Source organism: Actinomycetota bacterium, from assembly GCA_036280995.1.
Classification (GTDB): Bacteria; Actinomycetota; CALGFH01; order CALGFH01; family CALGFH01; genus CALGFH01.
In genome coordinates, this window is sequence record DASUPQ010000301.1 from 1 (window position 1) to 12,118 (window position 12,118).

The window sequence follows — 12,118 nt, forward strand, 5'->3', positions numbered from 1 at the left end:
ACCGGCCGGCCGGCCGGGCCGGAGCCGGGGCGCGGCTGGTCCCCGACCCCGCCGCCACCTGAAGGTCCCCGCGGGCGGCGGGTCGGGAAGCTGACGGCGACCCTGATCCTGCTGCTGGTGGTCGGGCTGGCCGCCGGCGGGCTGGTGTTCGCCACCCGCCGGGACCCGCCGCCGGAGCCCGGCGGGGCCGGCGGGACAGCGGGCGCCACGCCGACGACCGGGGCGCCGGCCGGCGCCACCCCCACGACCCGGGCGCCGGCGCCCGCCGTGGCCGCCCCGGCGGTCCGGGTCGTGCAGCGCGACGTGAGCGACCTGCGCGACCTCCGCTTCGAGCGGCGGGTCCCGGTGACCGTCGAGTCGCCCGACAAGCTGGCCAAGCGGCTGCTGCGGACCCTGGCCGAGGAGACCGACGAGGACCAGCTGCGCCGCCAGGGCCGGGCCATGGAGCTGCTCGGCCAGCTGCCCAAGGGCACCGACCTGCCCGCCCTGGTCAACCGCCTCCAGGCCGAGAGCGTGCTCGGCTACTACCTGCCGGGTGACCGGCCGCCCAAGGGCGGCCTCTATGTGCGCTCGAGCCGCGGCCTCGACCCCTACGCCAAGATCATCCTGGCCCACGAGCTGACCCACGCCGTCACCGACCAGCGCTTCGACCTGACCCGGGCCGACCGGTTGGCCGTGGCCACCGCCCGCCAGGACGAGCTGGCCGCCTACTCCAGCCTGGTCGAGGGCGACGCCACCCTGACCATGGAGCGCTACCTGACCGAGAGGCTCACCCCGGCCGAGCGGGTCGACGCCGGCCTGGCCGCCGCCGCCGACCGCACCCCCCAGCGCGACGCCGCCCCGGCGGTCATCCGCGAGGCGATGCTGTTCCCCTACCAGGAGGGCCTGCGCTTCGTCCGGGCCCTCTACCAGCAGGGCGGCTGGGACGCGGTCAACCGCGCCTACCGCGACCCGCCGGTCTCGACCGAGCAGGTGCTGCACCCCGAGCGCTACCTGGGCGCGCGCGACCGGCCCCAGGCGGTCGACGTCCCCGACCTGAGCGGGCGGCTCGGCGGCGGCTGGCGGTCCGGGGTCGAGCTGAGCTTCGGCGAGCTCGACGCCCGCCTGCTGCTCCAGGGCGAGCTGGCCGTCACCACCGCCGGGGCGGCCGCGGCCGGCTGGGACGGCGGCCGCCTGCGCACCTTCCAGCGGGGCGGCAGCACCGCCCTGGCCCTGCGGACCGTCTGGGACTCCACCGCCGAGGCCAGCCAGTTCTGCAACGCCGTGCGCGGCTGGGCCAACGGCCGCTTCGACGCCTCCGGCCAGGCCGCCGGCAGCCGGCGCTGGTCGGGCTCGGGCCAGCAGGCCGCCCTGCTCTGCCGCGGCCCCCGGGTCGCCTGGCTGTCGGCCCCCGACCGCCCCACCCTGGACCGCCTGGCCGGCGCCGTCGGCAGCCCCTGAGCCCGCGTTGACGGGGAGCGCCGCCGGCGGGGACCATGAGCGGGCCGCCACCGCCACCGACCGACGGGAGCCGACGCTGCGACCATGGACCGACCGCCGCCCGCTGGCGTTGTCGGTCGCCGTCGGGCTGGTGGCGCTGCTGCCGGGGGCGACCCGGCCCGACCGGTCGCCGCCGCTGTTCGCCGCCGGGCTGCTCGGCAACCGGGACGCGCTCGTCTCGGTCCCGCCCGACCAGGCCGACGGGGCGGCCTACCTGGAGGGGAGCACGGTGCTGGGGCTGGCCGACGGCCGCCTGCGCTACCTGCCGCCCGGGGCCTCCGACCCGGTCACCGGGCCGCCCGGCGACCCGGGGGCGCTGGCCGTGGCCGCCGAGGAGCGGGCCTGGCTGGCCGCCGGGACGGTCCCGGGCGTCGGCGCCGCCGAACGGGAGGTGGCCGCCCGGTCGCTGCTGTTCCTGCGGCTGCTGGTCCGGCCCGGGGGCGGCGCCCTGGCCGCCCAGACGCCCTACTGGGCGTACGTGTGGCCGCGCGACGCCAGCTTCACCGCCGCCGCCCTGGCCGTGACCGGCCACCGCCGCGAGGCCGGGGCCGTCCTCGGCTTCCTGGCCGGCACCCAGCGCGGCGACGGCACCTGGCCGGCCCGCTCCTCCCCGGACGGCCGGCCGGTCGCCGACGGCCGCCCCGCCCAGCTGGACGCCACCGGCTGGGTCCCGTGGGCGGCCTGGCTGGCCACCGACCAGGGCCGCGACGCCCGGCTGGCGGCCCGGCTGTGGCCGATGGTGCGGGCCGCCGCCGACCACGCGGCCGCCGCCGTCGGCCCCGACGGCCTGCCCCCGGCCGGCCCCGACTACTGGGAGCGGCGCGAGCGCGCCCCCACCCTGGGCACGGCCGCCGCCATGCTGGCCGGCCTGCGCGCCGCCGCCCGCCTCGCCGGGCCGGATGAGGGGCGGCGCCGGGACGCCTGGGCGGGGGCCGCGGAACGGCTGCGGCAGGGGGTGGCCGGGCGGTTCGGGCCCGGCGGGTACCAGCGGTACCCGGCCGGGGGCGGGCCGGACGCGGCCGTGACCTGGCTGGGGCCGCCGTTCGGGCCGCCCGACCCGGCGGTCGCGCGGGCGGTGAAGACGGCCTGGCGGCGGCTGACCGTGGCCGGCGGGGCGGTGCCGGGGCGGCCCTGGCTGGGGAGCGACCCGTGGACCCCGGCGACGGCGTCGTTCGCCCTGGCCGCCATGGCCTCGGGCGACGTGGCCGCCGCCGAGGCCCGGCTGGCCTGGCTGCTCGGCCACCGCACCGAGCTGGGGGCCTTCCCGGAGCGGGTCGGGCGCGACGACGGCGCCCCCCGGTCGGTGGCCCCCCTGGCCTGGACCCACGCGATCGTGCTGCTGACCCTGGTCAGCCGCGATCGCGCGGTTCCAGCCCCCTGACCTCGGCCTCGGGGGCGGCGGCCACGGGCGCGGCCGCCGTGACCTCGGGCGCCGGGCCGGGACGGGCCCCGGCGGCGGTCTCGTGGGCGAGCAGGCGCTCGTTGAGCAGCACGTTGAACGCGGCCGCGACCGGGATGGCCATGAGGGCGCCGACCAGGCCGAGGACGGTGGCCCCGATCAGGCCGGCGATCAGCACCGCGGCCGCGCCCAGCTCGACCGTCGTCTTCAGCACCCGGGGCGCGATCAGGTAGTTCTCGAGCTGCTGGTAGGCGACGAAGAAGGCGGCGACGAGGATAGTCGTGGGCCACAGGTCGGTGGTGAACAGGGCCACCGTGACGCCCAGGACCGCCCCCAGGGTGGCCCCGATCATGGGGATCAGGTCGCAGATGGCGACCAGGAAGGCCAGCGGGACCGCGAACGGCACGCCGAGGAGGGCGAAGGCGATGTAGGAGGCCACCCCGGCGATCAGCGAGATGATGATGTTGCCGATCATGTAGCCGCCGACCTTGTCGACCACCAGGTCGACGACCCGCCGGGCGTGCGGCCGCCGTTCCATCGGGAACAGCCGCACCACCCCGGCGCGGATCCTCGGCATGTCGGCCATGAAGTAGATCGTGAACACCAGGATGGTGAGGCTGTTGAACACCGCCCCGAACACCCGGCTGGTGAAGCCCAGCAGTCCGGTCCCGAGCCGGGTCGGCAGGGTGCCGGCCAGCCCCTGGAGCTGCTCGGAGATGTTGTAGCGGTCGTCGAGCCGGCGGAACTGCGAGGAGCGGTCCTGGAGGCGGCCCAGGTACTCGGGCAGGTCGTCGATGAGGTTGCGGCCCTGGGTCACCAGCGGCGGGATCACCGAGAGCAGGAAGGCGGCGGCCAGGCCGAAGGCGAGGGCGAAGATGAGCGTGACCGCCCACCCGCGGCGCATCCCCCGCCTGGTCAGCAGGCGCACCGCCGGGTCGAGGCTGACGGCGATGAACAGCGCGATCAGGATCCGGATGAGGATGGCCCGGACGGTGTAGAGGGCGTACAGGCCGACCAGGGTGCCGGCGGCGCCCAGGCCGACCAGCGCCCCCGAGCGGACCAGCTCCGCCGGGCGCAGCCGGTGCGGAGGCGTCGACGGCTCCATGGACGGATGCTACCGCCCCGGCGATCTCGCCGGTACGAGGTCGGGCCGGCTCGGATAGCCTCCCTCTTGCCGCGGGGGCGGGACCGGGCGATGCTTGGCCGACGGCGGCCGGAGGAGCGGGCGGATGAGCGAAGGCACCACCGAGGGCATGACGGAGGGCACGGCCGAGGGCGCGGCCACGCGCACCTCGCGGACCAAGATGACCCTGCGCGTCCTGGTCTCGCTGCTGCTCATCGGCGCCATCTTCTGGTACCTGCTCCAGGACGTCTCCCTGGCCGCCGTGTGGGCGGCCATCACGGCCATGACCTGGGGCGAGCTGGCCATCCTGGCCGTGATCGCCGGCTGGAACCTCTGCACCTACGCCTTCGTGTGGATGACGGTCACCCCCGGGCTGTCGTTCTGGCGGGCCATGATCATGACCCAGGCCACGACGGCCATCACCAACACCGTCCCGGCCGGCTCGGCCATCGGCATCGGCATGACCTACGCCATGCTGCACAGCTGGGGGTTCTCCCGCTCCCGGACGACCATCGCCGTGCTCGTCTCCGGCGTCTGGAACGCCTTCGCCAAGCTCGCCATCCCCGTGCTCGCCCTCGCCCTGGTCGCCCTCCAGGGCAACGCCAGCGCCACCCGGGTCACCGCCGCCGGCCTCGGCATCGGCGGCCTGATCGCCGCCATCGTGGTCTTCGCCCTGATGCTGCGCAGCGAGCGCATGGCCGAGAAGGTCGGGGTGGTGGCCGGCCGGGTCGTCTCCCGGCTGCTGGCCCTGATCCGCCGCCCCCCGGTGCGGGGCTGGGAGATCGCCACCGTCAAGTTCCGCAACCAGACCGTCGACCTGCTGGAGCACGGCTGGTTCCCGATCACCGCGGCCACCCTGGTCAGCCACCTGTCGCTGTACCTGGTGCTGCTGGCCTGCCTGCGCGACGTCGGCATCAGCGACGCCGAGGTCGGCTGGGCCGAGGTCCTGGCCGTGTTCGCCTTCGCCCGCCTGGCCACCGCCGTCCCCTTCACCCCGGGCGGGGCCGGGGTGGTGGAGGCGGTGCTGATCACCGGCCTGACCGCCGCCGGCGGGGCCAAGCCCGAGGTCGTCGCCGCCGTCCTCGTCTACCGGGGCCTCACCTGGGGCCTGCCCATCCTGGTCGGGATCTTCTGCCTGCTGTGGTGGCGCAAGCAGTCGCTGACCGCCCCGGCCGGCGCGGCGCCCTCGACCGGGGCCGGGCGGCCATGACCGCCGGCCGGCGCGTCGAGCGCCGCCCCAGCGACCTGATCTGGCTCGTCGCCGGGGCCGTGGTCCTGCTGCTGTGCGCCCTGCCGGTGCGCGCCGACCGGGTCGACGCCGTCGAGGGCGACGCCTTCCGGCTGGTCAACGACCTGCCCAGCGCGCCCTTCCCGATCGTCTGGGTGCCGATGCAGCTCGGCAACTTCCTGGTCGTGCCGGCGGCCGTCCTGGCCGCGCTCGCCTTCCGGCGCTGGCGGCTGGCCGCCGGGCTGGCCCTGGCCGGGGCCGGCGTGTACGTGCTGGCCAAGGTGGTGAAGCGGTTCGTCGAGCGCGGCCGGCCCAGCGACGTGCTCGACGAGGTGGTCGTGCGCGGGGCGGCGCCGCACGGGCTCGGGTTCGTCTCCGGCCACATCGCCGTGGTCACCGCCCTCGCCCTGGTCGCCTGGCCGTGGCTGCCCCGCTGGGGCCGCTGGGCGGCCGGGGCGGCCGTGGCCGCGGTCTTCTTCACCCGCATGTACGTCGGCGCCCACCTGCCCCTGGACATGGTCGGCGGGGCCGCCCTCGGGGTGGCCGTCGGGGCCCTGGTCCGGCTGCTGCTCGGGGTCCCGGCCCGCGGTCCCGACCCCGCCGGCGACGCCGCCGCCGCCGCCGACACGCAGCGGGCCGCCTGATGGCCTGGCTGCCCCGACCCGGCTACACCCGCCATCCCGGCGACGCCGTCCGGGTGGTCCTGGGCGCCGCCGTCCTGGCCGTGACCACCACCGCCATCCACCGGAACTTCATCGGCGACCGCGAGGCGGCCCTGTTCCGGGTCGTCAACGAGCTGGCCCTGCCCGGCTGGACCTGGCCGGGGGTGTGGCTGGTCATGCAGCTGGGGGTGATCGGGGCCGTGCCCCTGGTCGCGGTCCTGGCCCTGGCCACCAAGCGGCTCCGCCTGGCCCTGGACGCCGTCCTGGCCGCCGGCAGCATCTACCTGATCGCCAAGCTGGTGAAGGAGTTCGTGCAGCGGGGCCGGCCCCAGACCCTGCTGGAGGACGTCAACATCCTCGGGGAGCCGGCCCGCGGCCTCGGCTACGTCTCCGGGCACTCGGCCGTGGCCGTGGCCCTGGCCACGGTGGCCAGCCCGTACCTGGGCCGGCGGGCCCGGCGGGTCGCCTGGGTCCTGGCCGGCTGCGTCTGCCTGGCCCGCATGTACGTCGGGTCGCACCTGCCGTTCGACGTGGTCGGCGGGGCCGCGCTCGGCTGGGCGGCCGGGTCGCTGGTGCTGTTCGTCCTCGGCGCCCCCGACCCGCGGGTGCCGCTGGGCAAGCTCCAGGCCGCCCTCACCGAGCACGGCCTCGACCCGACCGGCCTGACCCCCGTCGGCGGGGACGTCCGCCGCTCGGCCTGCTTCGTGACCGGCGGCGGCAAGGAGCCGGAGGTGTTCGTCAAGGTCGTGCTCCGGGAGTGGCGCGACGGCGACCTGCTGTGGCGCTCCTGGCGGCGGCTGACCCGGCGCCACCAGCACCGGCCGGTCCGGGTCGGCTCGCCCCACCACGAGGTCGAGCACGAGGCCTCGATGGCCCTGCTGGCCGCCCGGGCCGGCGTCCGCGCCCCCGAGGTGCTGCTGGTCCAGTCCTTCGACAACGGCGCCGGCATGCTCGTCCAGCGGCGGATCACCGGTCACGACCTGGGCCAGCTGGACGCCGCCGGGATCGACGACGCCCTCCTCACCGAGGTCTGGCGCCAGGTCGGCCTGTTGCACAAGGCCGGGATCGCCCACGGCGAGCTGGTCCCGGCCAACTGCATGGTCGACAACGACGGCCGGCCCTGGCTGGTCGACTTCGACCAGGCCCGGGTCGCTCCGGGCAGCGAGCCGCTCGAGCGCGACCGGGCCGAGCTGCTCGAGGCCCTCGGCGGGCTGGTCGGCCAGGACCGGGCCCGGCGAAGCTCCGAGGCGACCCTGGTGTGAGCGCCGGGCGCTCCTCGCGGACCAGGCTGCTGGCGTCGGTGCTGCTGGCCGCGCTCATCTTCGCCTTCCTGTTCCGCCGGGTCGACGTCTCCGGCGCCTGGGCCGAGATCCAGGAGATGACCTGGTTCGAGCTGGCCACCATCGCCGCCGTCGCCGGCTGGAACCTGGTCACCTACTGGGCCCTGTGGATGGCCGTCACCCCGGGGCTGCGCTGGACCCAGGCCATGACGGTGGCCCTGTCGGGCACGGCGGTGACCAACACCGTGCCCGGCGGGTCGGGGATCGGGGTCGGGCTGACGTACGCGATGCTCGACTCCTGGGGGTTCTCGCGGGGCCGCGGCTCCCTGGCCGTCCTCGTCACCGGGGTGTGGAACGCGTTCATCAAGCTGGCCCTCCCCGTCCTCGCCCTGGCCCTGATCGCCCTGCAGGGCGACGCCAGCCGCTCCCGGGTGGCGGCCGGGGCGGTCGCGATCGTCCTGCTGGGCGTGGCCGTCGGCGGGTTCGGGCAGATGCTGCGCAGCGACCGGGCGGCCGCCCGGGCCGGCCGGCTGGCCGAGCGGGCCGCCAACCGGGCCCGGCGGCTGGTCCGGCGGCCGCCGGTGCACGGCTGGGTGGGGGCGACGACCAAGTTCCGGTCGCGGGCCAAGGACCTGCTGCTGGCCCGCTGGCCCGCCGTCACCGCGGCCGCGCTGATCAGCCACCTGTCGCTGTACCTGGTGCTGCTGGTCGCCCTGCGCCACGTCGGGGTCGGCGACGCCGAGGTCGGCTGGGCCCAGGTGCTGTTCGTGTTCGCCACCACCCGGCTGCTGACCGCGGTCCGGTTCACCCCCGGCGGGGCCGGCGTGGTCGAGGTGCTGCTCATCGGCGGGCTGGTCGCGTTCGGGGGCGACACGGACCAGGTGACGGCCGCGGTGCTGGTCTTCCGGGCCCTGACCTGGCTGCTGCCCATCCCCCTGGGCGCCCTCGCCTACCTCGCCTGGCGCTGGCGCCAGCACCGGCGGGCCACCGTTGGCCCCGAGGCCGCGCCGGTCGTGCCCGCCGACCCGCGCGCCCGGTCGGGGTGAGCCCGGTGACGGCCGCGCCCCCGCCCCCCGCCGCCTGGCCACTGGTGCTGGCCGGGCCGATGCCGCGCCGGGTCGAACCGGGGGCGGTCAGCGTGTTCGTGGCCTGCCGGGCGCCGCGGACGGTCGAGCTGTCGATCTACCGCGGGACCCGGCCCGGCCCGCAGCGGCTGGTCCACGCCGAGCGGGGGCGGACCGTCCCGCTGGGCCGCCGGCTGCACGTCGCCGTGGTCACCGCCCGCCCGCCGGCGCCCCTCGTTCCGGGCACGGTGTACGGCTACGACCTGCGCTTCCTCCGCGAGGCCGGCCCGGCGGACGGCGACGACGGCCCCGCCGAGGCCGGCCTCGGGTCGCTCGGCCTGCTCGAGCGGCTCGGCTACCGGCCCGGCGAGCTGCCCAGCTTCGTCCTCCCGCCCGAACGCCTGGAGCAGGTCCGGATCGTCCACGGGTCCTGCCGCAAGCCGCACGGCCAGCGCCGCGACGCCCTGGCCACCCTCGACACCATCCTGGCCGCCACCTCCGACGACCCCGAGGCCAGGCCGCAGCAGCTGTTCCTGACCGGCGACCAGATCTACGCCGACGACGTCGCCCCCGGGCTGCTCGACCTCTGCCGGCGGGTCGGGGAGGCCGCGCTCGGCTGGGAGCGGCCCGAGCCGCTCCCCGACACCGCCCACGGCGGCGAGGACCGGCTGGCCCCGACCCGCCGCGACCACCTGGTGCGCCACCACGCCGGCTTCACCGGCCCGGTGCTGGACTGCCACCTGATGTCGCTGGCCGAGTTCTACGGCATGTACCTGCTGGTCTGGTCGGAGGAGCTGTGGCCCCGCGACCCCGCCGGGCTGGCCACCCTGCCCGCGGCCGAGGGGGAGGCCGGCCGCTCCCGGGCGGCCGTGCTCGAGCTCGCCCGCACCCTGCCCCGGGTGCGCCGGGCCCTGGCCAACGTCGCCACCTACATGATCTTCGACGACCACGACGTCACCGACGACTGGAACCTGCACCGCCGCTGGCACGACCACGTCCACGGCCGGCCGCTGGGCCGGCGCCTGGTCCAGAACGCCCTCAGCGCCTACGCGGTGTTCCAGGGCTGGGGCAACGAGCCGGACCAGTTCGCCGCCGACCGGCCGGGCGGCCAGCTGCTGGCCGTCCTGGCCGCCTGGGACGGCCAGGAGGGCGGGACCTGCGAGACGATCCGGGCCCGGCTGGGGCTGCCGTCGGCGCAGGCGGCGGCCCCGGTCCGCTGGGACTACCAGGTCGACACCCCCAGCTTCCAGGCGATCGTGCTCGACACCCGGACCCAGCGGGGGTTCCGGCCGGGCGGCAACGGGCTGGCCGCCCCGGCCCTGCTCAGCCCCGAGGCCATGGCCCGCCAGCTCGGCGACCGGCTGGCCGCCCGCCCCGGCGAGGTCCCGGTGACGGTGCTGGTGTCGGCCGCCCCGGTCTTCGGCCACCCCCTGGTCGAGGCCAAGATCCAGCTCAAGCGGATCAAGGCCATCGAGTGGCACGAGCAGGGGCCGGCCGCGGTCGACCGGGAGGCGTGGTCGCTGGACCCGGCCGCGTTCGAGGCCCTGCTGGCCGCCCTGGTCCCGTTCCGGCGGGTGGTGATCCTGTCCGGCGACGTCCACTACGGCTTCGCCGGGTCGGTCGCCTACTGGGACCGGCGCAACGGGGTGGAGCGGCAGGCCCGCTTCGTCCAGTGCACCTCGACCCCACTGAAGAACGAGGATGGCCGCACCCGGCTGCTGGGCGGGGTGCCGACCGTCGTGCAGGTCCCGCACCTGCTCGGCAAGCGGATCGAGCGGCTGCTGGGCCGCCTGACCACGCCCCCGTCGGTGTCGTACCTCGGCTGGTCGAGCGACCCCCACCCGCGGGGCCGGCGGCGCTGGCGGCTGGGCCGGCGGCGGTTCCTCCCGGTCCCGTACGTCCTGCCGGCGCCGCTGGCCCACGCCCACCGGCTGGCCGCCCCGCCCGAGTGGGGCTACCAGATCGACTTCCAGGCCGACGCCGGCACCGAGCCGCTGGTGCCGGGCCGTTCGGGCGCGTTCCACCACCGGGCCCTGGCCCTGCGGGCCGAGAACCGCTGGTCGTTCATGCACTGCATCGTCGGGCGCAACAACCTCGGCGACATCGAGTTCCTGCCCGGGGTCGGCGGCGCCCCCGGCATGGAGCCCGACCTGGTCCGCCAGTCGCTGTGGTTCGACAAGACCTCGATCCGGTCGGGCAGCGAGCCCGAGCGGCTGCCCTACACCATCTACGACCTCCCCCTGGCGCCGCCGCCGCCCCAGGGCCAGCCGGGCCGCGTCCGGTAGCATGGCCAGATGGACCGGCGGATCTTCGGGCTCGAGAACGAGTACGGCGTCACCTGCACGTTCCGGGGCCAGCGCCGCCTGTCGCCGGACGAGGTGGCCCGCTACCTGTTCCGGCGGGTCGTCTCCTGGGGGCGTTCCTCCAACGTGTTCCTGGAGAACGGGGCCCGGCTCTACCTGGACGTCGGCTCCCACCCCGAGTACGCCACCCCCGAGTGCGACTCGGTGACCGAGCTGGTCACCCACGACAAGGCGGGGGAGCGGATCCTGGAGAGCCTGCTCGCCGCCGCCGAGGCCCGCCTCCACGAGGAGGGCATCGCCGGCAAGATCTTCCTGTTCAAGAACAACACCGACTCGGCCGGCAACTCCTACGGCTGCCACGAGAACTACCTGGTGTCGCGCTACGGCGAGTTCCAGCGGCTGGCCGACGTGTTGATCCCGTTCTTCGTCAGCCGCCAGATCCTCTGCGGGGCCGGCAAGGTGCTGGCCACCCCCAGGGGCGCGGTCTACTGCATCGCCCAGCGGGCCGAGCACATCTGGGAGGGCGTGTCCTCGGCCACCACCCGCTCGCGGCCGATCATCAACACCCGCGACGAGCCCCACGCCGACGCCGAGCGCTACCGGCGCCTGCACGTGATCGTGGGCGACTCCAACATGTCCGAGTGGTCGGCCTTCCTCAAGGTCGGGGCCACCGACCTGGTCCTGGCCATGGTCGAGGAGGCCACCGTCCTGCGCGACCTGACCCTGGAGAACCCCATCCGGGCCATCCGGGAGATCTCCCACGACATGAGCTGCCGCCGCAAGGTCCGGCTGGCCAACGGGCGCGAGGCCAGCGCCCTGGAGATCCAGCGGGAGTACTTCGAGAAGGCGGCCCGGTTCGTCGACCGCCGCGACGCCGGCGAGACGGCCAAGCGGGTGGTCGACATGTGGGGCCACGTGCTCGAGGCGATCGAGCACCAGGAGCTGGACCGGATCGGCCGCCAGGTCGACTGGGTGACCAAGTACCTGATGATCGAGCGGGCCCGGGCGCGCCACAACCTGCCCCTGTCGCACCCCAAGGTCGCCCTGATGGACCTCACCTACCACGACGTGAACCGCAAGCGCGGCCTCTACTACCTGCTGGAGCGCAACGGGTCGGTGGAGCGGGTGTGCGACGACCGGGCCATCGACCGGGCCACCCAGGAGCCGCCCCAGACGACCAGGGCCCGCCTCCGGGGCGAGTTCATCCGCCAGGCCAAGGAGCGCCGCCGCGACTACACCGTCGACTGGGTCCACCTGAAGCTCAACGACCAGGCCCAGCGCACCGTCCTCTGCAAGGACCCGTTCCGGGCCCACGACGACCGGGTCGACAAGCTGATCGCCAGCATGTAGCCGACTCGGCCGCCGCGGGCCGGTCGGGCTCAGGCGCTGCTGACCAGGTCGCGGCGGCGGAAGGCGGCCAGGCCGGCCCCGGCCAGCACCACCGCCACGACCACCAGCCAGAGCAGCGGGGTGGCCGTGAAGGTGGCCGCCGGCAGCCGCGGCAGGTGGGCGAACGGCGACAGGTCGAGCAGCCAGCGGCTGAGCTGGAGCGCCTCCCCGAACATGGTGATGGCCAGCAC

General features: G+C 76.0%; 10 protein-coding genes. 8 read left to right on the forward strand and 2 right to left on the reverse strand.

What is annotated here, in order from left to right; all coding sequences use genetic code 11:
* Together VF468_10100 and VF468_10105 are read left to right on the forward strand one after the other, a co-directional pair.
* Nucleotides 1-1,440: hypothetical protein (locus VF468_10100; protein HEX5878661.1), on the forward strand; the 1,440-nt coding region annotated here is incomplete at its 5' end.
* Between the two features lie 7 nt (nucleotides 1,441-1,447).
* A complete protein-coding gene (locus tag VF468_10105; GenBank protein HEX5878662.1) occupies nucleotides 1,448-2,860 on the forward strand; it encodes a glycoside hydrolase family 15 in 1,413 nt (470 codons plus the stop codon).
* Here the strand turns inward: VF468_10105 and VF468_10110 are convergent.
* Nucleotides 2,829-3,983, reverse strand: coding sequence for an AI-2E family transporter (locus VF468_10110; GenBank protein ID HEX5878663.1), 1,155 nt, complete (start codon nucleotides 3,981-3,983; stop codon nucleotides 2,829-2,831). The two genes, VF468_10105 and VF468_10110, sit on opposite strands and share 32 nt — an antisense overlap.
* A gap of 124 nt (nucleotides 3,984-4,107) precedes the next feature.
* On the opposite strand from VF468_10110, the gene VF468_10115 reads away from it, so the two are divergent.
* Genes VF468_10115 through pafA form a run of 6 tightly spaced genes read left to right on the forward strand, consistent with a single transcriptional unit; the run spans nucleotide 4,108 to nucleotide 11,888 of the window.
* Nucleotides 4,108-5,211 (forward strand): lysylphosphatidylglycerol synthase transmembrane domain-containing protein, encoded by a 1,104-nt coding sequence (locus tag VF468_10115; GenBank protein ID HEX5878664.1) that lies wholly within the window; start codon nucleotides 4,108-4,110, stop codon nucleotides 5,209-5,211.
* Entirely contained in the window at nucleotides 5,145-5,873 is a 729-nt protein-coding gene (locus VF468_10120; GenBank protein HEX5878665.1) for a phosphatase PAP2 family protein, read from the forward strand. Before VF468_10115 ends, VF468_10120 begins: the two co-directional genes overlap by 67 nt.
* Nucleotides 5,873-7,153: a phosphatase PAP2 family protein gene (locus tag VF468_10125; protein ID HEX5878666.1), complete on the forward strand. Its 1,281-nt coding sequence runs from the start codon at nucleotides 5,873-5,875 to the stop codon at nucleotides 7,151-7,153. Before VF468_10120 ends, VF468_10125 begins: the two co-directional genes overlap by 1 nt.
* The gene (locus VF468_10130) at nucleotides 7,150-8,217 is read left to right on the forward strand and encodes a lysylphosphatidylglycerol synthase transmembrane domain-containing protein (protein ID HEX5878667.1); all 1,068 of its coding nucleotides are present in this window, start codon (nucleotides 7,150-7,152) and stop codon (nucleotides 8,215-8,217) included. The genes VF468_10125 and VF468_10130 overlap by 4 nt, the downstream gene beginning before the upstream one ends.
* A 5-nt stretch (nucleotides 8,218-8,222) precedes the next feature.
* Complete coding sequence (locus VF468_10135; protein HEX5878668.1) at nucleotides 8,223-10,520, forward strand: hypothetical protein; 2,298 nt, start codon at nucleotides 8,223-8,225, stop codon at nucleotides 10,518-10,520.
* Between the two features lie 9 nt (nucleotides 10,521-10,529).
* The gene (gene pafA, locus VF468_10140; GenBank protein HEX5878669.1) at nucleotides 10,530-11,888 is read left to right on the forward strand and encodes a Pup--protein ligase; all 1,359 of its coding nucleotides are present in this window, start codon (nucleotides 10,530-10,532) and stop codon (nucleotides 11,886-11,888) included.
* Nucleotides 11,889-11,917: 29 nt separating this feature from the next.
* On the opposite strand, the gene VF468_10145 is transcribed toward pafA, so the two are convergent.
* Nucleotides 11,918-12,118: ABC transporter permease (locus VF468_10145; protein ID HEX5878670.1), on the reverse strand; the 201-nt coding region annotated here is incomplete at its 5' end.